Source organism: Enterococcus sp. DIV0703, from assembly GCF_051711065.1.
GTDB classification, from domain to species: Bacteria; Bacillota; Bacilli; order Lactobacillales; family Enterococcaceae; genus Enterococcus_B; species Enterococcus_B hirae.
The window spans coordinates 1,315,945-1,338,693 of record NZ_JBIOLX010000001.1 but is presented as its reverse complement, the minus strand read 5'-3'; the positions used below and the strand labels follow the sequence as shown (position 1 = coordinate 1,338,693).

The following is a 22,749-nucleotide window of genomic DNA, read 5'->3' as shown; positions in this document are numbered from 1 at the left end:
ATCCTTTGGTCTTTGAGCTTGAAGTCATGACGTCTCTTTTAAAGGGTCTGGTCATTGACTTACTTATTGGAGTTTTTCTTATTTTTTCTTGCAGTTCTAGTTTGTTGTCTGCGTTCGATTTTACGGTCTTTTTTGTTCTTTTCAGCAATTGCCCAATCGATTTTCTTTTTATATCCAGGTTTGATTTTTTTCTTTTTCTTTTTCACTAAGCCGATCAATGTAGGATCCAGTGTATCTTTGGATTTTTCCCGTTTCGTCCGACGATTGCGGTCATAAGTCTTGATGATTTCATCATTTTTGATTTCCATCGGTTCAAATGTAACACCAATTTTTTCAATACTGTCAATCGTTTGTTCATCACTTGGTGAGTACAAAGTGATCGCAGTTCCTTTTAAACCATTACGTCCAGTCCGACCTACTCGATGGATAAAGAAGTCAAGGTCTTCAGGAATTTCTGCATTGATCACATGAGAAACCCCTTCAATATCGATGCCACGTGCCGCTAGATCTGTCGCAACCACGTATTGATATTCTAAGTTTTGAACTTGGCGCATCACCCGTTTTCGTTCTCTTGGAGTGATATCTCCATGGATTTTGGCTACTTTTAAGCCTTGATTTTTCAAATAATCAGCAATTTCATCCACGTGTTGTTTCGTATTTGCAAAGACAATTGCAAGGTAAGGATGACCAATTGTTAACAATTGGTAGATCATTCGATTTTTATCTTTCCCTTTAGTAGAGATCAGCCAATTCTCGATATCTTCAGAAATAACTGCTTTCGGTTTGATTTCTTCAATGATTGGATTTTCCATGTATTTACGTAAGAATGGTCGTAATTTTTCAGGAATCGTCGCTGAGAAAACTAAAAATTGCAGTTTTTCAGGCAATCGACTAGCAATTTGATCCACTTCATTCAAGAAGCCCATGTCCAGTGTCATATCTGCTTCATCTACAACAAATGCAAATGCTGTATGGATTTTTAATGCTTGTTCATTCATCATATCCAAGATTCTACCTGGCGTTCCCACTACGATCTGTGGTTGTTGATGTTTCAAGCGGCTCAATTGGCGTTGCTTATCCGTTCCACCTACAAAATTCGTCACTCGGATCTCTGGATCGGAAAATTTAGCGATCTGACTAGCAGCATCATAAATTTGAGTAGCTAGTTCACGACTTGGTGCAGTGATTACTACTTGTACTTCGGCTTTTTCCGCATTGATTTTTTGAAATAAAGGCAATAAAAATGTATGCGTTTTGCCCGAACCAGTTTGTGATTGACCAATGATATTTTTTCCTTTAGCGATCAAAGGAATCAAACGCTCTTGTACTTCAGTTGGTTGAGCAAAACCTTTTTCTGCTAACGCCTCATTTATATATGGTTTAAAATGAAATTGTTCAAAATTACTCATTTAAGTAAGCACCTCTTCTCTTTCTTTTTTACACGACTTTCGCATTATACCACATCCTCAAGCAATTTGCTTGATCCTTTTCAAAGTCGCTCACGATCCGCTAGTTCCCTTTTGATTGAATGGTACTAATCGTATGTGTTTGACTGGCTTTTTCATAGAACAGCACTCTTTTCTTACGAAGGAATGACAAGAAAAGATTCAGCATGAAAATAAACTGTGCAAATGCAACACCCAACACAATAAAAATCCCGCTTACCTGTAATACACCTGTCGTATGGTCAGTGATATGTTGGATCGTCTGACTAAGCCAAGCTAACCCATAAAATAAAAAGTAAAGATACCCATAACGGATAAACAGTGCTTTAAAAGAAAGTCGTTTTCCGTTATCTGAAACCACACGAATGCGTACGATTTTTTTACCTAAAGTGAGACCGTTTGTTACATATGGTATGACCATGAAATAAAGCAAGACTTCTAAAAATACCCACCAACTACTTGAAGTGATATCACCTATTTTCAAAGACAATTGAAGAGTCACAGCAATCAGTACGGATAAAACCGATAAGAAAGCCCAATCAATGAGATAGGCAACTAATCGTCTCGTTAGAGAAACTGTTTTCCCTTTTTCGTATGACACTTCATCCATTCTTGCTCTCGTAGGCAACATGAAGGTAAAGATTGGTGTCATAATGTACCCTAACGTTCCTCCGATCGTATTCGTCAATAAGTCATTGACATCAAATAGCCGATAAGGTCGAGGATAAATAAAATACAACCCACTTAACTGTGTCAATTCAAAAAATAAGGAAAGACAAAAACTTGCAATGATGGTTTTCACAAAAGATAATCGAAAATAATATCTTAAATAGATCCCGAAAGGTAATAAAAGCAAAACATTAAATACCGGTTCTAAAAAAACGCTTTGTCGCATCGCTGGTAAATACGTACTTGGATCAGATAAAACCAAGACGGTATTCTCTCGGAAATGGACCCATGATGCAAATAAATGTAATTCCATTTTAGGTCCGGTCATTTGAGCAACGGCTTCTTTTGAAGGCAACGGTAAAATAATCAAAAAATAAGCACATAACAAATAAAAAACAAACGAATATAAGATAACCGCTCTCGAAAAAATAAACGTTCCATACTTTCGATATTCATAAATGAAAAAAACCGAAGAAATCGCTAATGCCAAAAATGGAAAAACAATAAGTGCAAAGCGAATCGGTTCAATATAACTAGCCATAAACATCCCCCTTTTTCATCTTAACTAACGGTTTCATCTTATCAGTACTTTTGTAAACTATGCAAGTTATGGGGTAATTATTTTTAAATTTATATTAATTGAAGTATCATTAACAAAAGGAGGCGATTAGCGTGCTTAATATTTATTTTGTGTTTGGCGTACCCGCTTTTTTATTGATTCTCTATCTCATTTTTGCGTATATACGTAAAAAAACGACCATCCGCTATCTTGGATTTATCTTGTTAATTATTGCTAGTTTCATGCTCGTGTTTAACTTACAGACATGGCAACAAGCACTACTTGAAATGGAGCAAGCTTCCTCTCGATCTTTATCAGATCAATTAGGTTATCCGGTCTACTTGATTTGGATTCCCATTACTGTTGCTGGTTTTCTCGTCTTATTAAACCTTTTTCGTGCTTGGCGCCGACTAAAACAGTTAAGAAAAAAAACAGGATAAAAACGTGCATTCTCTTGTAGCTGGTTGGTAAAGTTAGCATTGCTTAACTTGACACGCTACAACAGAATGCACGTTTAACTATCATTTATATGTTAAACTACAGGATATTTATTTTTCAAATATAAATAAACAGGGATTCCGACTAATGTCAAAGCGATTCCGCTAAATGCTAAAAGTGTTTGTGTCAGTAACGTACTAACCACGATAAAAGCACCACCAAGAATGGCGATTAGCGGAATGATTGGGTATAGCGGAACTTTATAAGGCCTTTCAAGTTTTGGAGCTGTTTTTCTCAATATAATTACACCTACAAATACCATTGTATAAAAAATCCAAATCACAAAAACAAGCATATCCGTCAGCATATCAAATCCACCAACCATCATCATACCGATCGCAATCACTAGTTCCAAAACACCAGCAACCACTGGAATCTTCGTTCGATCGTTCAATTTTCCTAAGTGGTGACTGAAAGGTAACCGTTTTTCTTGGGCCATCACATAGGGCAGGCGCATCCCAGTAAGTGTATAGCCATTGATTGTTCCATAGACTGAAATCAAAATCCCGACAGTTACAAGTTTCCCACCTACGCCACCAAAAATCATGGTGGCCACTTCGCTAGCAGCATTACTGTTGCCACTGATTCCTCCAATCGAAGCTGTTTTTAAAAAGACGGTATTAACGAATAAATAAACAACCATAATCCCGATGATTCCTATAGAAATGGCTTTCGGTAAATCTTTTGCCGGTTTTTTTAATTCTCCTGCAATGTTTCCAACGTGAATCCAACCATCATAAGCAAACATTGTCGCTAACAAGCCCGCACCTAATGCTGAAAACAATGGCAGATCTTTTCCTGATTCTATGGGAAACAGCTGAAACTCTACTCCACCGCTGCGAAATAAGCCAAACAAGACGATGACTGCCAGTGGGATCAATTTACAGATTAAGGTAATGGATTGAAAAGTTCCACCAACTTTTGATCCTAAAAAATTGATCAGCATGATCGTCACAGCAGCTATAATAGCGATGGGGACAATCCATTGCTGTTCTAAGGCAAATAAGTTCACAAATTGTGTCCCAAAGATGATTGATAGTGCCGCTACATTTGCAGGAAAGTAAATCACAACTTGTGCCCAACCTAACAAAAAAGCAGCCGTTTGACCATAGGTTCGTTCGATATATTTGACCGTACCACCTGTTTCGGGGATCGCTGCGGCAAGTTCTGCACCAGTTAAACCAGCACAGACGGAGATGATCCCTCCCAAAAACCAAGAAAGCATATGTAAACTAACTGATCCTGTAACTTCTGCGACACTCGCTGCTTTAAAGAATACTCCCGCTCCAATCACTGTTCCCATCACAGTCGATAAAGCAGTAAAAAAGCCCATCGTTCGCTTTAGTTCGACTTTGTTTTTTTCAACCGATACTTGGTTACGTTCCATCGCTTATCCTCCCTTTATCGTAAACTCCCCACCACTCGATCGGAAGTTTACGATAAACTATAGTAATTAGACTGTTGCTGTCAATTTCTCTTGCAACTTGGTCAACATATCTTGAGTCATTTTATCTAGGTCGTAACGTGGTTGAAAGCCCCACTCTTTTTGCGCACAACTAATATCTAATGAATTTGGCCAAGAGTCTGCGATCGATTGTCGCACTGGATCAACTGCATAGTCCATTTCAAAATCAGGAAACACTTTTTTGATTGACGCTTTGATTTCTTCTGGTTCAAAAGACATCGCAGAGATATTGAATGCATTGCGATGAACTAAATTTTTAGGATCAGCATTCATCAACTGAACAATCGCCTCAATGGCATCTGGCATGTACATCATGTCCATAGCTGTACCACGATCAATAAAGCACGTGTATTTTCCTTCTTTGATAGCTGAATAATAAATATCCACTGCATAGTCCGTTGTCCCACCACCAGGTAAAGTTTTATAAGAAATCAATCCTGGGAAGCGTACACCTCGTGTATCTACGCCATACTTTGTATAATAGTAGTCACACAAAAGCTCGCCTGCGACTTTTGTCACGCCATACATTGTTGTTGGTCGTTGGAGTGTATCTTGAGGAGTCTCATCTTTTGGTGTATTAGGTCCAAAAGCGCCGATTGAACTTGGCGTGAAGAATTTTAACTTAAATTCTCTTGCGACTTCCAGCGCATTGACTAACCCAACCATATTGAGGTCCCAAGCGAACTTTGGTTTTGCTTCAGCGACAGCTGATAAAAGCGCTGCTAAATGAATCAAAGTATCTACTTGATATTTTTCGACTAACGCTCGCATTTTTTCGTAATCCATGACGTCTAAAATTTCAAATAGTTCACCATCTTCTAGCTTTTCAGGCATACGAATATCCGTTGCGACAACATTTTCATTACCCAAATCTTCCCTTAAACGTAAAACTAATTCCGATCCGATTTGTCCAAGACAGCCAGTAACTAATACTTTTTTCATACAAACACTCCTTTTTAGTTCATTTTCACTATCTATTAAAAATAAATGCTACCTACATTCCATCGACGATCAAAAGATAAAAAAAGGTGATTCTTCGATTTTCACAGAAACACAACCGAAACGCCCTATCCTGTGATCGTCTTTCTCTTAGATTTCAGGCGAGATCGTTTCTACTAAATCAAATGATGCCCATTTCATTTCCGACTTTTTGGTAAATCGCTACAGCATGATCGAGCATTTCTTTGGTATGAGCTGCAGTTGGCATATTACGAACACGACCTGTTCCCAATGGTACGGTTGGATAAACGATTGGTTTCACATATAGTCCATTTTCAATCAACTTTTTAGAAAATTGTTGTGTTAGACTCTCATCGCCAAGTATCACTGGAGTGATTGGTGTTTCCGACACGCCGATGTCATACCCGATTTTTTTCAGTTCTTCTTTGAAATAAATGGCATTTTCCCAAACTTTTTCGACTAATTCTGGATGATCTTGCATCAGTTGAATCGATGCTAGAGCAGCGCCAGCAGCACCTGGTGTAAGTGATGTTGAAAACAAGAAAGGACGTCCTCGTGATTTTAACCAGTCGATCAACGATTTAGATCCTGCGACATAGCCACCAACGACACCGATTGCTTTAGACAATGTACCCATTTGCATGTCAATTTTCTGTTGGAGACCAAAATGCTTCACTGTGCCGGCTCCTTTTCCCATCACTCCAGAACCATGGGCATCATCCACATAAGTAATCAACCCGTATTTTTCGGCAATTGGGATCATATCGGGTAAATTAGCTACATCGCCATCCATTGAAAAAACACCGTCTGTGATATACATGATTTTGTTATATTTCCCACTATTTACCGCTTCTTTTGCTTTTTCTTCTAGATCGTTCATATCTTGATGCTTAACACGAATGATTTTGGCACCAGAGAGGCGACATCCATCGATGATCGAAGCATGATTCAATTCATCTGATAAGATCGCATCCTCCTTAGTCATAATGGCTGAAATAGCTCCCATATTACAATTGAAGCCTGATTGAAAAGCAATCGCTGCTTCTGTACCTTTAAATTCTGCAATTTTATTCTCTAATTCTTGATGGATACGTAATGTGCCATTAATTGTTCGGACAGCACCTGCGCCGACACCATAGCGATTCGTTGCGTCGATACACGCTTGTTTCAGCTCCACTCGATCAGCAAACCCCAAATAATTATTCGATGCTAGATTGATCAAATTTTTCCCTGCTACCTCAATGATCGCACCATTTGCACCTTCAAGGATATCAATCGTGTTGTATAGTCCCTTTTCCTTCAATAAAGCCAGTTCCTGTTCTAAATAAGTTGACAATACTTCAGAAGACATGTCTCCACCCCCATTTTTCTAACCTTCAAGGTTGAGGAACGAATATGCAGCCTTTCATTCCTGTTTATAAGTATACCTTTTCTGATAGCGCTTACACAAATTATGAGAGTTATTTAACTGAGTATTTTCTTACATAACAAAACAATCGGTACTCCACTAACGAAATATTTTTTTACTTATTTTAGTAACTATCGTTATTTTTAAGAGGATCACATCTAGCTAATATCAACCCTTAACTTAATCAACTTTCCAATAAATATTCCATATATTCTGAATTTTCCGCCATTAGTTAGCCTTGTTTTTTGTTATGAAATAAAAAAACGAATATTCTATTTGTATATTAAATTCTTTTAATGTTTGCTTCTCTAGCTATATATTACTTGGTCCAAGGCGCTTACCTGTAGCTATTTTAAGAAGTCTTTCTCCCAACACAAAAAACGTTCCCTATGGTCATCAGTTACTACCAATAACCATAAGAAACAATATTTTTATTTATCGTCTGTTGCCAACCAGTTCTCGGGAGTAAAATCGGGATCGCCTACTGACCATTCATTGAAGAATTCAGCAATAAATTCCCGCATAAAGGCTTCTCGTCGTTTTGCTTCCTTTATACCATATGGGGTGTTCATCCTATCTGGTAATAAGAACAATTTTTCGTAAAAATGATTGATCACAGTGGACCCTTTGCGATAATCTTTTTTATTTTGATAATTGATTGGGTGCCGACTTTCATCAAAAATGGGATGGCCATGTCCACCACCAAAATAAGCCGTACGCAAAATACCAATTGCTCCTAAGGCTTCAAGACGATCTGCATCTTGAACAATTTTTCCTTCAATAGGTAATGCCATTTCTTCACCTGACAACCCTTTTGAAAAAGACAGGTTTTCAATAATCAAAAAGATTGATTCAATGGTTGCATCTGATAGCTCTAAACGTTGCAAAAATTGATGTAACTCTGCTTTTGCTTTCGTTTCATCGGCTACTACTTTATCATCGATCGTATCATGCAAATAAGCAGAAGCAAGGGTAATCAATGGATCAGCTTGCGGTTCAGTTGCTAAAATTTTCTCTGCTAATTTAACGACTCTTACCGTATGATCAATCCCGTGTCCAGTTTGATCCATTGCTAATTGCTTGAAACTGTAATCAGCAATTTCCTGCAGTTTCTCCATTTATTTTCCTTCTTTCTCGCTACTGAATTCAGCTACTTGATAGACCGAAAAATAGATTTTTTTCATGTAATCGATCAAATACTGCGGATTTAGCGCCTCACCGGTTGCATCCTGAATCAATTGCGTTGGTTTTCTAGATGCACCATATTGATGGATCTTTTCTTTCATCCATTCTTTGATTGGTCGATAATCATCGGATGCTAGCACTTCATCGATCGAAAGCTCTTTTTCTAATGCGTGAAGCAGTTGCGCAGCATACATATATCCTAAAGCATAAGATGGGAAGTAACCAAAACTAGCTCCTGACCAGTGGACATCTTGCAAGATTCCTTCTAAATCATTCGCAGGTCGTATTCCTAGATATTCCTCATACTTTTGATTCCAAATAGTTGGTAATTGAGCCACGTCCACGTCCTCATTGAAAATCATTTTCTCAATTTCATAACGAATAATGATATGCAATGGATAGGTTAAACTATCTGCTTCAATTCGAATCAAGCTTGCTTGGGTTTGTTTCAACGAGCGATAAAAGTCAGTAAATGAAATATCATCGAATGTTCCTTCTGCACATTGTTGGAAAAATGGATATTGTTTTTCCCAGAAACTTCGATTGCTACCAATAATGATCTCATTGAACAGTGATTGAGATTCGTGGATTCCCATCGAAGTACCTTGGTAAATCGGAGTATAAGCAAATTTTTCGTCAATATCTTGCTCATACATTCCATGACCAGCTTCATGGATCACGCCAAAGACTGCCATTTTAAAGTCATGTTCATTCCAACGAGTCGTAATACGTGCATCATTATGATTGATCCCGATCATAAAAGGGTGGATTGTGTCATCTAAACGTCCTCTTGAGAAATCATAACCTAACTGTTCAATCACGCCTGTGACAAACCTTTTTTGTTGGGCTTTAGTCATTTTTCGAGAAAGAAAAGAGGTATCTGGTTCATGCCCTTTTTCTGCTAAGGTTTTTCTAATTTCCATGATCCCTTCTTTTACTTGTTGGAAAACACGATCTAAGGTTTCAACAGACATCCCTGGTTCATATTGGTTGAGTAACACATCATAATCAGTTGCTTCGTCTTTTTTCCAATAGGGGATCAACTGTTTTGTTAACTCAATATTTTTAGTCAATGCTTCTTGAAAATCCGCAAAATTTTTCGTTTCACGAGATTGCTGCCATTGCACCTGTGCGGTAGAAGTTGCTGCTGTCAATGCAGTCATCAACTCTTCAGGAACTTTATATTCAAGTTCATAGTCTTCTTTGACCTTCTCAAACACGATTTTTCCCGTTTCAGATAATTCATTGGGATGTTCAGAAAAATATTGGATGGCTTCTTTGATCTTAGGTCCAATTTTCTTTGAGAAATAAAGACTATAAAGATAACTATTGACTTCACTACGATCCTCACTCGCTTTTTCTGGCATACCCGTTTGGATATCCCAATCTAAAATGCCCAAAGTTTGTTGCAAGAGATTGATTTCTTTTAGTTCTTTCATAAATTCTTTTTCATTCATCATTTATTCCTCCATCCATCCCATATAATTTTAAATCATTTTGTCTTTTCTTGGTGGCCGCGTTCCCCAGTATTGGAAGAGATCAGTCCGTAAAGCTCCGTTATACAGTTTACGTTTTTTAGTAGCTTTTTGCCCATAATATTCTTCAAAAGTAAGATCACTTGTCAAAATGTACTTACTCCATGTCTTTAATGGACGGAAAACATCGCCCATTTCTTCATACAAGCGACGAACCGTTTCTTCTTCACCTAAACGCTCTCCATAAGGTGGATTCGCGACGATTACGCCGTATTCTTTATCCGTTTTGAAATCTTTGACTGCTTGTTGTTTAAACGTGATTGAAGAGCCTAAGCCAATTTCTTCCGCATTCGCTTTAGCAATTTCGATCATCCGCCCATTGATATCAGAACCTGTGATATCAAGTTCAATATCATAGTCTGCTTGCTCTTCTGCCAATGCTCGAACATTTTCCATAACATCTTTACTAAACCAATCCCATGATTCACAAGCAAATTCACGATTAAATCCTGGTGCAATGTTGTGTCCAATCAAGGCAGCTTCGATACAGATCGTACCAGAACCACACACTGGATCATAAAACGGACGATCTTTTCGCCAATTTGTCAACATCACTAAAGCGGCTGCCATGTTTTCTTTCAACGGTGCGCCACCTTTTTCCAAACGATATCCCCGTTTGAACAAACTAGGACCAGTTGTGTCTAGTGTGATCATGACATGATCTTTTAGTAAAGCGACTTCTAATTGAAAATGTGCGCCAGTCTCCGTTAATGGAACAGATGCCGGACGGTGATAATACTTACGCAATCGTTCAACGATCGCTTTTTTAGTGATCGCCTGACAATCCGGTGTACTATAAAGCTTAGACTTGATTGATTTTCCTGCAACCGGAAATTCAGCATCTAAAGGTAGAAAGTCTTCCCAAGGTAATGCTTTGACTTTCTCAAATAGTTCATCAAAGGTAAACGCATCAAATTCCCCAACAACGATCTTTACCCTGTCAGCTGTTCGTAACCATAAATTTGCTGTAGCGATCGTTTCCATCGTTCCTTTGAAACGTGCCCGTCCATTTTCAACTTGACAATCTATGCCTAAGTCACGTAGTTCTTTTCCAACAAGGGCTTCTAACCCACTTGCAGCCGTTGCCACAAGATTAAATTCTCTAGTCGTATCCATACTTATCTCCTTATAAGAAAAGCTGAACGTGGTCGTCCAGCTTTTTGTAAAATCAAACCGAAAAATGAATCAGTATTTTTTTCATACTTGTCTCTAAATTACCATTCTTCACTCGTTCATTTTTGTGTTCCTGAACAAACAAGTCATTTATTGAATGGTATAAATCAGTGGTGACACTCTAATGTTAAAAAAAACCTTCACAACATGGTTGGAAGGTATTCCCTGTTATATTGCGGTTTTCTGTAAGCCATGTTCTGTACACTACTTTTCCAGGGAGAAAAAGCAATGTGGTAACCATCTATCTGCAGTTAACCTGCCTTTTTGTCTCGTTCTTAATTCCCAACAAAAAGCGCCCCTACCATTGTTTGGGTTGCTCGCTCGAGGGGTTTACCGCGTTCCACCGAATAAGTTTCCCTATCCGCTTCGTCACTGTGGCACTTTCAAGGATACTTAAGCATAGTTAAAAACCTTAGCTTGTTTTCCTGCCGTTACTCTAATAGAGCACCTTAGCTTATTGTTTCGCTAAGCACGAACACTACAGGCATCACAGCCTGTGCGAGCATGGACTTTCCTCAGCCTGATCATGTCAGACCGCGATTACCCAAAAACCGCAATGTATCATCAATCTTAGAATTGACGTGTCTTTTCGTTATCATCGTCACTTGCATTTGTGTAGTTGTTTGGGTTAGGTTGGGAAACATTCACTGTTGATGATTGTTGATCCAATTTTTTTCCAAATACTTCACGTTCAAGATTTGACAAACGTTTCAAGATATCGAAATTTGTGACTGCTGCACTTTTCGGTGTTTCAACTTGTTGAACACGCGTTTGTGCTGCTCCTTGTGTTTTTGATAATTGTGCTACTTTGGCACTTAATTTATCATTTTCTTCTTGTAAAGCAAGGAGTTTTTTGCTGTAAGTTTCATAATCTTTGATGATATTGTCTAAGAATTCATCCACTTCGATGGGATCATAGCCACGCATCTTTGTTTTGAATTCTTGTTGTAAAATGTCTTTAGGACTATAAACCAATTCCGCCATATTTACACCTCTAGTTTTCATTTACATAATAACAGTTTCTACCTATATCATTGTATCGGAAATAACTTGATAAATCAAACACTATCTGAATTATTCACTGAAATTTTGTAAATCATCCATACTGACTAGCCGAATTTCATAAGAATGATCCTGTTGATAGGTTTGCGCCTCTTTCAGAAAATACTGGGTTTTCCCTGGAAACTCAGTATCATAAATTAATAGACAGCCATCGGTATGGTCAAGTAAAAAACGCGTGTGGTTTCTTAATTGGCTAGGTGATTGATAGGCTTGATGGCTAACTGCTTCAACGTAGTCTGCTAACTGTTCTGCCATTCTTAACTTTTCTTGATTATTCTCATTCCAATTATTTCCAAACTCTTTGAATGGATAGATGATCCCCAACTTTAACTCAGGGTATTCCTGCTTTAATTCAGCAACTACTTCCGTGACCCATGTTTCTATACCCAAGTTTCCACTAGTAAGAACCCATTCAAGTCCTTCTTCGACTAATTGCTGTATCTCTTTTTTTAAGACTTTTTTAATAACCGTTATTTTAGGGTCATTTTCCTTAAAAACCCCAAGTTCAAAACTTCGATAACCGGAAATATACATCACTTTTAATCGGTCCATTTGAGTTTCCTTTTCTTTCTTGATTCTTTTTTGCTATAATGTTGGCTAGGAGTGTGATTAAAATGGTTTTACGCTATCCAAACGGCCAACCCTATCATAAGAATGCCTCTTTAAAGGAAAAAGTTCAAGAAAAAAGAGAATCAGCCATTGAATTTGGCAATCGAGGGATGCGTTTTGAAGAAGCAATTAACGAAAGTAACCAGTATTACTTAGCGCACCAAGTAGCTGTTATCCATAAAAAACCAACCCCCATTCAAATTGTTAAAGTAGATTATCCTCGACGTAGCGCCGCTGTTATTAAGGAAGCTTATTTCTCACAGGCCTCCACAACAGATTATAACGGTGTATATCGAGGTTTCTATTTGGATTTTGAAGCGAAAGAAACAAAGAATAAGACATCTTTTCCCTTCAAAAATTTCCATGCGCATCAAATTGACCATATGGAAGCTTGTCTAAAGCAACAAGGAATTTGTTTTGTCCTATTATGGTTTTCTACGTTGAAGCGTTGCTTTTATTTAGATAGTACTTATCTGATCGATTATTGGCATGCGCAAAAGAATCAGGGGAAAAAGTCGCTTCCGCTTTCATTGATCGAAAAAATAGGGATCGAGATCCAAACAGGTTTTTCGCCACGTATCCCTTATCTAAAAGCGGTAGATCAATACTTATCAACATTAACTATCGAAGGAGATCGCAAGAATGGCAAATGAGCAAACAAGAACTTCCAGACGAAACAGTCCCTCTTCTTCTAAAAAGACGAGTCAAACAAGAAATAAAACTTCTGGCAAAGGTTCCGGGCATAAGAAGCGTGGGCTTTTCATCCGTATCATCTTGATTTTATTTTCTTTGATTTGTATCGCTTTCCTAGCCGGTGTCGGATTATTTTGGTTTTATGCAAAAGATGCTCCAAAATTAACGGACACTGCATTAGATGCGACTGTTTCTTCTAAACTTTACACACAAAATGGCGAATTATTTGAAGATTTAGGAGCAGAAAAAAGAGAAAAGATTACCGCAAACGAATTGCCGAAAACGTTAGAAAACGCCATCGTTTCTGTTGAAGATCGTCGTTTCTATAAACATATCGGGATCGACCCAGTTCGGATCGTCGGCTCTGCACTTTCTAACTTTACTTCTGGAGGACTTCAAGGTGGTAGTACATTGACCCAACAATTGATTAAGCTCTCCTACTTCTCTACCAACGCTTCAGATCAAACCTTGAAACGAAAAGCACAAGAAGCTTGGTTAGCTGTAAAATTAGAACAACAAAAATCAAAACAAGAAATATTGACTTACTATGTGAACAAAGTCTATATGTCCAACGGATTATACGGAATGGAAACGGCAGCAGAAAATTATTTTGGTAAAAGATTACCAGAACTTTCATTACCACAGACTGCTTTGTTAGCTGGAATGCCACAAGCGCCTTCTGCCTATGACCCATACCAATATCCAGAACAAGCAAAAAAACGGCGAGATACTGTTTTATATACCATGTTACAAAACAAGAAAATCTCTCAATCAGAATATGATGCTGCAGTGAATACACCAATCGATGATGGTCTTCAAGAGATGAAAAAAGAAGATGATAATTCAAAAATCGTTGATAATTATGTCAAAGAAGTCATCAATGAAGTTCAAGAAAAAACGGATAAAAATGTATTTACTGATGGATTGGATATCTATACTAACTTAGATCTAGACGCACAAAAACATCTTTATGATATTGTCAACACTGATGACTATGTCAACTATCCTGATGATGAAATGCAAGTTGCTTCTACGTTGATCGATGTCAATACTGGTCAAGTAAAAGCGCAAATTGGCGGTCGCCATATTGCAGAAGATGTCACACTAGGTATGAACTTAGCTGTTAATACTTCTCGTGACTTCGGTTCGACGATGAAACCAGTCACAGATTATGGCCCAGCTTTTGAATATCTAAAATATTCTACAGGAAAAACGATCAGTGATGCTCCTTATAACTATGAAGGAACCTCAACACCAGTAGGCAACTGGGATAACCGTTTTATGGGGACGATCACCTTAAGACAAGCCTTGTATCTTTCCAGGAACGTTCCAGCTGTCAAATTGTTCAATGAAGTCGGCGCAGATAAAGTCAGCACCTTTTTAAAAGATCTTGGAATTGAATATAGTACGATCCATCAATCAAATGCGATTTCAAGTAACACAGAAAAACAAGACGGCACAAAATATGGCGCTTCTTCCTTGAAAATGGCGGCTGCCTATGCTGCTTTCGCTAACGGAGGAACGTATTATAAACCACAATATGTCAATAAGATCGTCTTCCAAGACGGCACAGAAGAAACGTTCGATCCCGATGGTAATACAGCTATGTCTCCAGAAACAGCCTATATGGTCACAGATATTTTAAAAGATACATTAACAAAAGGAACTGGGACGAATGCGTTGATTCCTGGATTATACCAAGCTGGGAAAACCGGGACTTCCAACTATACGGATGATGAGTACGCAAAATTAGGAACTTCTAGCGGTGTGTATCCTGATATTTTATTTGCTGGTTATACACCAAACTACGCCATCTCAGTATGGACCGGTTATAACAACAAAATGACTCCTGTCACCTCTGCTTCGTCTCATGTTGCTTCTGATGTTTATCGAGAATTAATGAAATATGTATCATCCAGCGTCACAAATAGCGATTGGCAAATGCCTAGCGGACTGGTAAGATCTGGCGGTGAATTATACTTTACCGATCAACTCAAGAAAACACCAAGTACGACGATCCCTTCAACAACGGCGCCATCTTCATCAGTGACACTGGTACCTGAAAGTTCGACACCGGTATCTTCTTCGTCGGAATCGACAGAAACTTCAACAACTGAGTCATCTGCCGAATCATCGACATCGTTAGATAGTTCAAGTGAAAAAAATGATTCAAGTAGTTCAGCTGAAACGCCAGAAAATAGCAGCAGTAGTCAAAGCTCTTCATCTTCGGCAACTCCTGAGTCATCCACGACACCACCAGCGCAAACACCTCCGGAGAACAATGCACAGTCCGGACAGTCCTCTAGTCGTTCAACGTCTTCTGGCACATAACAAAAAAGGAAGTTGAGAAAAACCTCAACTTCCTTTTTTTATCTTTTATTTTACGTTCAATGTTTTTTCTTTCATTCTGTTTTTTCCATCTTGACACATGTCTAACAAGGGGCAAACTTCACACCGTGGACTTCTTGCCGTGCAATGATAACGACCAAAAAATATTAAAGTGTGGTGAGTCTTGACCCATAATTCTTTTGGTACTTTGCGCATCAACGTTTCTTCTACTTCCAACACCGAGGCATTCAACTTACAAATCCTTAAACGTTTTGTTACTCTCTCGACATGAGTATCCACAGCAATTGCTGGTATACCAAAAGCATCACCTAAAACGACATTCGCTGTCTTTCGTCCAACTCCTGGAAGAGAAATCAATTCTTCTCTAGTTTGAGGAACTTGACCTGAAAAGCGATCCATCAATTGTTGGGCACATGCTTTGATATTTTTTGCTTTATTGCGGTAAAGACCAATCGTTTTGATCTTAGGGATAATGTCATCAATCGGAGCCGCAGCCAGCTTTTCAGGAGTTGGAAAAGCTTCAAAAAGAGCTGGGGTCGCTTTATTAACTGAGACATCGGTTGCTTGAGCACTGAGTATGACAGCAATCAACAGTTCATAAGGGTTTCGATGTTTTAATTCACCATGTGCTTCTGGGAACATGTCGTACATTTTTGTCAAGGCTTCCATTGTTTTTTGTTTACTTAACATATTATTCCTCCAGCCAATTTTTCAACGTAACTTTTGGCAAGGCTTCTGGTTGTGCGTTAGTGCTTTCCACTTCTTTTTGTAACATTTGTTGTTTTCGTCTTTTTTGATCTTCTTCTACTTGTTGCTTCGTCTTTAAATTTTTACGTTCCCAAGACAACAAGATTCGATCCACATAGTTAAAACTATACGCTTGATTCAAAACAGCCTCACGTAAAGCAAGTTTCAGAATTTCCGGTTGATAATGATCTTCTTCTAACCATTGACCGATCCGTTGAAATTCGATGGCTGACAATGGGCGACCAAATTCCTGTTCAAATAACTGATAAACAGACTGCACCATTTTTTCTTGACTTAAATCAGCTTGTTTTTGATTTTGACTTTCCAAAAAATTCCCTAAAATTTCATATATAGGATATAGATTGTAACGATCAGCTTGCTTACCATCAATTGTTGCTGTTTCAATTTTAATAAACCCATTACTGATCAAGTGATTTAAAATTTGATAGATACGCTCTTGTTTGACACCCATATCCAACGCAATCGAGTGTAAATCTGGGAAAAAGTCTCCTTCGAGTTGCGCCCTTTGCAATTGCAAAATAAATAAAAACTCTTCTGCTTGTAATCCGATACGATGATAATTTTTTAACAACAAGTTCGATATCGTTGTTTGTCCTGCTTTTAAGTAATTTTCTAAGTTCAACATGATTTTTCCCTCACTTCAAATCCAGTATACGGAAAAAGCTTGTTCGAGGCAAGGTAGCTTTCCTTTACTTCTATATGTTTTTTATTTTTTGTTTCACTTTTTCACTTTTCGGAATAAATATAATATTCGCTCTATCAAAGAGCATCTGCCGTCGCAAAAAAAGCCAGGTCTCCCAATCATCATTCGATTGAAAAACCTGAACTTTTTTTAAATGATTAGAGAACTGCTTATTTATCTTCTTCCGTTTGCAAGACGTAAGGTTCTCCTTCATAAGTATACTCCGTATTGATTGTTCCGTCGTTTTCATCTGAATAAACGCGACGACTGAATGGGAAACGATGGGAATTGCCATCTTTCGCTACTTCCCCACTCATTAGATAATAATCCTCTTGTGTTTCATTCAATTGGTTGATTACTTGATCAGCTAATTGATCGACATTGATCGTTTCATCTTTTGCTTCTTTTTTATAATCATCCAGAAATGCTGCTTGTTGTACAAAATATTCTTTTTCCATTATTTGATTGCTCCTTCGTTATCGTTTGACATGATTTTCATCATCCTCTATTTATTTTGTCAGAAAACGAATTGAAAGACAACTTATAGCTTTTATGTCTAAGAATTAAAAGAATACTTTATCTCAAAATAATATTAAATTTTGTCTACTTTGTTATCTATGTGCTTATTTAGACCTAAATTTTTTCAAACTACTTCCTCACTTATCCCCTTACAAACCTAGGCATATTAAAAAGACGCTATTTTTTAAATATAGAAAACAGTAATTTTTCAAATTATTTCATTCAATTGATAGACTTGACTATCTATATACTTTCACTTGGATTTGACATCCATTTTACTGGAATAATCAATACAATCGTTTTTTTTGTTATTGCTGACGCTCAGATTTTTATCATCTGATGTCAGTTGTTTTCTTGTATGTAATTCATTTTTCACACTAGCATTTATACTAGCATTTCTTGTTAAATGATGAAGATTCTTACGGATATTTTCTTCATCAAGTATTCCTTTTAAAATCTCCCCCAAGTTTGGTAATTGCCTTTTTGACGAGGTGAACACCTTAAAATTATCAAACGATTGACTTTTTTTGAAAGTAAGCGGCGAACTTGAGTCGTTGATTATACTATTGGTAAAACTTGCTGTAAATTCTCCCTGAGAGTATTCCAAAAAATAATAGGGGTTTTCAGCAATTCTTTTTTCTCGTTGTTCTTTAAGCTCTAAATAAACGTTATATAGATGAGTCAACGCACTGACTTGTTTTTTATTAAATCTCGCTTCTTTTATAAAAGCTTCAAGTAACATCTTACGATTATCTCTGGTATTTCCTACCTTTGGCTTAATTGTTCTACTTTTTAATTCTACTGGTAGTTTTTTTAACCCAGTAGCTATTGTCTCTTGAAAAATAGATTTCTGACTGTTGTAGAGAACGACTCTAAAAGTCCCAAAAAGTTCTTTAACCGTACAATTTGCCATTCCATTATATCCCCTCATACTAAGATTGAGGTATGTAGGGTCTATTTTTTCTTCGCCTAATTGCTGAATAACTTTTGCTGTATTGCAACGACTATCTTTGTGATGTTCAAATTTTGTCTGGAAAATGATTTTACTTAAAGTACTTAATTTTTCTGGAAGAATCGTTGTGAATACACCTGATGGACGATCACTGTTCGTATCTTCCAATTTATCAATCATCGCTACTAAATAATGTCCTTCTTTTCTATAAAGGATTAATCCAAATACATGATCCTGAATTTTTTTAGTGATATATGCTGGAAAAATTATAAAATCTGTTGGATCATCTTTTTTCATGTTTTCCATCATTTGCTGTAACTCTTTGGGATTTTTCATTTCATAAAATTTAATCGTTCTTTTCAAGGAATCAATGATTGCTGGTTTTTTCTCTCGGTCAATCAATGCTTCCTGTTCATCATTTTCAAGCATTTTAATAAAAGTTGAGAATAACAATTGATAATTTTTTTTTCCTTCTTCACCGACTGCTTTAAAATCTCCTGCATCAGCCAACCCATAAGCGAGTGCCAACAACATATAAGATCGTTCAAACAAGTTCATAACATCACTCCTGATTAGAATAGTTGAATTTTATCATATAAAAAAGAAACAAAAGAATCTCTTTTTCTTATTTTTAGAAAAAAAGATTCTTTTGTTTCGATAATACCCGTTGATACCTTTACGTAAAAAAAAGAGGGACTGGGACAAAAGTTGTCTCAGTCTCTTCTAGTATCTCTAAAAAACGAATAAACGGTGAGACAAAAGTAGCATCTTCGGAAATAAACCGAAATTTACCAAAAATTTGAGAAGCACCAAGTAGGTAACAATCAACATCAAAAACTAGTTTTTGTGTTTCTTGTCAATTTTCGGAAATTCCTTCTTATTTCTTGATGCTGAACACTTTTGTCTCAACCTCTCGTTGATAGCTATAAAGCGAATAAACAATGTTCAACCATTCGCTGATTGCTTATTGTGCAGTTTCGATTTCGCCCAACGCAGCTTGTGCCAATAGGTTCAAGTAGTTCCATGGACGGTCAAAATGAGGTTGGAAGAAGAAATCAGATAGCGCTAGATCTTCAACGGTCATTTTATTTTGAACAGCCAGTGACATCGTATTTGCTGATTGAGTGATATCATATTTCGACATGAATTGGGCACCGACAATGCGGTTTGTCCCTTTTTCATAAACCAATTCCATCATCACTTTTTCATTTGTTGGCATGAATTCTGGACGATAATTGTCTTCAAAGACCGTTGCTTGGACTTCTAAATTATTCATAGGTGCGCTCTCTTTTGTCACCCCTGTTGAACCAATCGTCCAACCAAATAGGTAAAGTCCAGACGTTCCTTGCGTTCCACGATACGCCATTTTATGTTCAGTCAAGTTATTTCCTACTAACAATCCTTGACGAACTGCGTTAGTTGCCAAAGGAATATAATTTTGGGTACCACTTGGGTTATAACTTACTACAGCAGAATCCCCTGCAGCAAAGATATCTGGATCACTTGTTTGCATGTATTCATTAACTTTGATGGCTCCATTAGGTAACGTATCAACTTTTCCATCAACTAATGTCGTATTTGGTCTAAAACCAACACATAAGATGACCATGTCCGCGTCAAAAGTTTCTTTAGCAGTTGCTACTTGTTTCACTTTACCCTCTTCATCCGCAATAAACTCAGAAACATTTTCACCTAATGCTAGAGTAACTCCACGGTCGACAAGTTCTTTTTCTAATACATCTGTGAATGGTTTATCAAGATATTTATTTAAAATACGATCTAAACCATCAATCAATGTAACTTGTTTACCAGATTCAACAAAAGCTTCGACTAATTCGATACCGATATAACCGCCACCTACGATGACCACCCGTTTTGCATCTTCTGCTTGTGCAATAATTTCATTTGCTTGGTTATAGTTTTTACATAACAAAATATTTTTTGATTCAATTCCTTTGATTGGCGGAATGATTGGCCAAGAGCCAGTAGTCATTACCAATTTATCATAAGAAACTGTTTCAACTTCACCAGTTTTTAGATCTTTGGCTGTCACAGTTTTCTTTTCAGTATCCACGTCAGTTACATCATGTTCCATTTTTACAGTTGCACCTAAAGAATGTAGTTCTTCAGGATTAGAATAGAATAAACCGGCTGGGTCTTTTACTACACCACCCACGTATAATGCGATCCCACATGATAAAAAGGAAATATTATCATTTCGCTCGTACACAGTAACATCCGCTTCTGGGTGATTTTTTAAGATACTTTTAACAGCTGCTGTACCCGCATGCGTGCAGCCAATTACTACAACTTTCATATGTGAATCCCTCCGATTAACGATTTGTCCTTCGACAAGTTTAAATATAGCAAAAATAAAACGGATACAACAGTTTAATGCTTGTGAATTCACAAATTCAACCTTGTTGTTTTCTGTTCATTCTCCTGCGCAATTGCTGATTACTCCACGATTTACTTGTGAAAACAAAAACATATACTATAACCTTTGTGAAAGAAAGAGAAAAAAATAAAAAAAAGTCAGTGATTTGTTTATCAAACTGACTAATTTTTTATTTTTTCATATTTTTATCAATACTTTCAGCAAACTAAATCGCTTGTTCTTTTTGACACTCAGGACAGCGACCATATAATTCCAAACGATGCTCATTGATCTCAAAGTTCGTCAATCGACCAGCTGCCATTTCGATGTCCGCTAAATCAGGATAATGAAAATCGACGATCTTTCCACAATTTTCGCATATCACATGATAGTGACGTTTTGAACTAAAATCGAATCGACTAGATGAATCCCCAAATTTCATCTCTTGTACAAAGCCAATTGAAGTAAACAATCTTAAATTGTTATAAACTGTTGCCACACTCATATTCGGAAAACGATCTTCCAGAGCACGATAAATTTCGTCAGCAGTCGGATGTGAATGATGTTCAATCAGATACTCTAAAACTGCATACCTCTGAGGTGTGATCCGTATATTTTCCTTTTTCAATTTTTCGATTGTTTCTTCAACTAATAGTTTATTCTCCATTTTTAACACCCCGCGTTGTTATTCTCGTCCTATCATACTATTTTTACTTTTTAAAATCTACTTTTCATGAAAAGAAATTTCAAATTAATCATAATATTGCGAAAAAAGACGCAATTAAGGAAAAAATCTCCTTAATTACGTCTAAATGTTGTGGTAAGAATTCTTTACATTTCTTGATAAAGCGCTGTTGACAAATAACGTTCTCCGTTATCTGGGACAACCGCTAAGACTTTTTTTCCTTTACCTAACACTTTCGCTTCTGCCAAAGCAGCAGCAATCGCTGCGCCTGATGAAATGCCTACTAAGATTCCTTCTTTTTTTCCAACTTCTCTAGCAGTGGCTAACGCTTGATCCCCTGTTACAGAAACTACCCGATCATAGACGCTCGTATCCAAAGTATCTGGCACAAACCCTGTCCCAATTCCTTGAATTTTATGTGGTCCTGCTTCTTTCCCTTCTAAAATCGCTGATTCGGCTGGTTCAACTCCAATGATTTCAATTGCTGGATAGACTCGCTTCAACTCTTTACCAGCACCAGAAATCGTTCCTCCAGTGCCAATCCCTGCTACAAAAGCATCTAACCCATTCACACCAAACGCCTCTTGAATCTCATGTCCAGTTGTTTTCTCATGGATAGAAGGATTGGCTGGATTTTCAAACTGAAGTGGCAAGAAGTAGTCATTTTCCGCTGCTAAACGTTTCGCTTCTTTGATTGAGCCACTGATTCCATCCTTACCTGGCGTGAGCAGTAATTCAGCACCATAACCTTTCATCAATAAGCGTCGTTCGATACTCATCGTTTCTGGCATCACGATGATCACTTTATACCCTTTAGCTACCCCAACCATGGCTAATCCGATCCCTGTATTTCCTGAAGTCGGCTCGATGATTGTGTCTCCTGGCTTAAGAAGGCCATCCCGTTCTGCTTTTTCAATCATACTTAATGCAATCCGGTCTTTTACACTACCACCAGGATTAAAAAATTCCAATTTCACATAAACTTCCGCTGAATCTTCTGGAACCAAATGATTAAGCTTAACGATCGGTGTCTGACCAATCAATTCTGTAATCGAATGATAAATTTGTGTCATTTTAAGTTCCTCCTTAATATTTTCTTCTATTCAATGATAATACAACTAAGAAACTTCTGGCGAATAATTCGCCTTTTCAACGT

Annotated in this window: 20 protein-coding genes and 1 other RNA gene; 3 read left to right on the top strand and 18 right to left on the bottom strand. The window is 37.4% G+C overall.

The genetic code is table 11. The features are described from left to right. Nucleotides 1-59: 59 nt before the first annotated feature. Both IGK81_RS06060 and IGK81_RS06055 read right to left on the bottom strand, forming a co-directional pair. Complete coding sequence (locus IGK81_RS06060; protein WP_034697842.1) at nt 60-1,409, bottom strand: DEAD/DEAH box helicase; 1,350 nt, start codon at nt 1,407-1,409, stop codon at nt 60-62. 100 nt (nt 1,410-1,509) lie between these two features. Beyond that, entirely contained in the window at nt 1,510-2,655 is a 1,146-nt protein-coding gene (locus IGK81_RS06055) for a VanZ family protein (RefSeq protein ID WP_034697840.1), read from the bottom strand. 131 nt (nt 2,656-2,786) lie between these two features. On the opposite strand from IGK81_RS06055, the gene IGK81_RS06050 reads away from it, so the two are divergent. Next, the gene (locus IGK81_RS06050; protein ID WP_034697837.1) at nt 2,787-3,113 is read left to right on the top strand and encodes a hypothetical protein; all 327 of its coding nucleotides are present in this window, start codon (nt 2,787-2,789) and stop codon (nt 3,111-3,113) included. Between the two features lie 92 nt (nt 3,114-3,205). On the opposite strand, the gene IGK81_RS06045 is transcribed toward IGK81_RS06050, so the two are convergent. The 9 genes from IGK81_RS06045 to IGK81_RS06005 all read right to left on the bottom strand — a co-directional run bounded on the left by IGK81_RS06045 (nt 3,206) and on the right by IGK81_RS06005 (nt 12,511). After that, entirely contained in the window at nt 3,206-4,558 is a 1,353-nt protein-coding gene (locus IGK81_RS06045; RefSeq protein ID WP_034697834.1) for an APC family permease, read from the bottom strand. A 66-nt stretch (nt 4,559-4,624) separates the two neighbouring features. Continuing rightward, entirely contained in the window at nt 4,625-5,578 is a 954-nt protein-coding gene (locus IGK81_RS06040; RefSeq protein WP_034697831.1) for an L-threonine 3-dehydrogenase, read from the bottom strand. A 178-nt stretch (nt 5,579-5,756) separates the two neighbouring features. After that, on the bottom strand, nt 5,757-6,947 hold the full coding sequence (locus IGK81_RS06035) for a glycine C-acetyltransferase (RefSeq protein ID WP_034697827.1): 1,191 nt from the start codon (nt 6,945-6,947) through the stop codon (nt 5,757-5,759). Between the two features lie 488 nt (nt 6,948-7,435). After that, nucleotides 7,436-8,122 (bottom strand): HD domain-containing protein, encoded by a 687-nt coding sequence (locus tag IGK81_RS06030; RefSeq protein ID WP_034697824.1) that lies wholly within the window; start codon nt 8,120-8,122, stop codon nt 7,436-7,438. Further along, nucleotides 8,123-9,646, bottom strand: coding sequence for a carboxypeptidase M32 (locus IGK81_RS06025; protein ID WP_034697822.1), 1,524 nt, complete (start codon nt 9,644-9,646; stop codon nt 8,123-8,125). A gap of 30 nt (nt 9,647-9,676) precedes the next feature. Then, nucleotides 9,677-10,840 (bottom strand): THUMP domain-containing class I SAM-dependent RNA methyltransferase, encoded by a 1,164-nt coding sequence (locus tag IGK81_RS06020; RefSeq protein ID WP_034697820.1) that lies wholly within the window; start codon nt 10,838-10,840, stop codon nt 9,677-9,679. Nucleotides 10,841-11,078: 238 nt separating this feature from the next. After that, nucleotides 11,079-11,449, bottom strand: an RNA gene (rnpB, locus tag IGK81_RS06015) — RNase P RNA component class B. Nucleotides 11,450-11,467: 18 nt separating this feature from the next. Beyond that, nucleotides 11,468-11,881, bottom strand: a complete 414-nt coding sequence (gene gpsB, locus IGK81_RS06010; RefSeq protein ID WP_010719243.1) for a cell division regulator GpsB — start codon at nt 11,879-11,881, stop codon at nt 11,468-11,470. 90 nt (nt 11,882-11,971) lie between these two features. Next, entirely contained in the window at nt 11,972-12,511 is a 540-nt protein-coding gene (locus IGK81_RS06005; protein WP_034697818.1) for a DUF1273 domain-containing protein, read from the bottom strand. A gap of 62 nt (nt 12,512-12,573) precedes the next feature. Here IGK81_RS06005 and recU point away from each other — a divergent pair, with 62 nt between their 5' ends. Together recU and IGK81_RS05995 are read left to right on the top strand one after the other, a co-directional pair. Beyond that, a complete protein-coding gene (gene recU / locus IGK81_RS06000) occupies nt 12,574-13,221 on the top strand; it encodes a Holliday junction resolvase RecU (protein WP_034697815.1) in 648 nt (215 codons plus the stop codon). Then, nucleotides 13,211-15,592, top strand: a complete 2,382-nt coding sequence (locus IGK81_RS05995) for a PBP1A family penicillin-binding protein (RefSeq protein ID WP_431393355.1) — start codon at nt 13,211-13,213, stop codon at nt 15,590-15,592. The genes recU and IGK81_RS05995 overlap by 11 nt, the downstream gene beginning before the upstream one ends. Nucleotides 15,593-15,637: 45 nt before the next feature. Here IGK81_RS05995 and nth read toward each other — a convergent pair whose 3' ends face one another. The 7 genes from nth to cysK form a co-directional block, all read right to left on the bottom strand. Beyond that, nucleotides 15,638-16,300, bottom strand: a complete 663-nt coding sequence (gene nth, locus IGK81_RS05990; RefSeq protein ID WP_010737512.1) for an endonuclease III — start codon at nt 16,298-16,300, stop codon at nt 15,638-15,640. A gap of 1 nt (nt 16,301) precedes the next feature. Further along, the gene (locus IGK81_RS05985; protein ID WP_034697809.1) at nt 16,302-17,003 is read right to left on the bottom strand and encodes a DnaD domain protein; all 702 of its coding nucleotides are present in this window, start codon (nt 17,001-17,003) and stop codon (nt 16,302-16,304) included. 227 nt (nt 17,004-17,230) lie between these two features. Next, nucleotides 17,231-17,518, bottom strand: coding sequence for a DUF5960 family protein (locus IGK81_RS05980; RefSeq protein WP_014834686.1), 288 nt, complete (start codon nt 17,516-17,518; stop codon nt 17,231-17,233). Between the two features lie 314 nt (nt 17,519-17,832). Beyond that, nucleotides 17,833-19,089 carry a hypothetical protein gene (locus tag IGK81_RS05975; RefSeq protein ID WP_034697806.1) on the bottom strand — a complete coding sequence of 419 codons (1,257 nt, stop codon included), beginning with the start codon at nt 19,087-19,089 and terminating at the stop codon, nt 17,833-17,835. 406 nt (nt 19,090-19,495) lie between these two features. After that, nucleotides 19,496-20,848: an NADH oxidase gene (locus tag IGK81_RS05970; protein ID WP_010737508.1), complete on the bottom strand. Its 1,353-nt coding sequence runs from the start codon at nt 20,846-20,848 to the stop codon at nt 19,496-19,498. Nucleotides 20,849-21,134: 286 nt separating this feature from the next. Next, nucleotides 21,135-21,575, bottom strand: a complete 441-nt coding sequence (locus IGK81_RS05965; RefSeq protein ID WP_010719254.1) for a Fur family transcriptional regulator — start codon at nt 21,573-21,575, stop codon at nt 21,135-21,137. Between the two features lie 164 nt (nt 21,576-21,739). Then, nucleotides 21,740-22,666 (bottom strand): cysteine synthase A, encoded by a 927-nt coding sequence (gene cysK / locus IGK81_RS05960; protein WP_010719255.1) that lies wholly within the window; start codon nt 22,664-22,666, stop codon nt 21,740-21,742. Between the last annotated feature and the right edge of the window lie 83 nt (nt 22,667-22,749).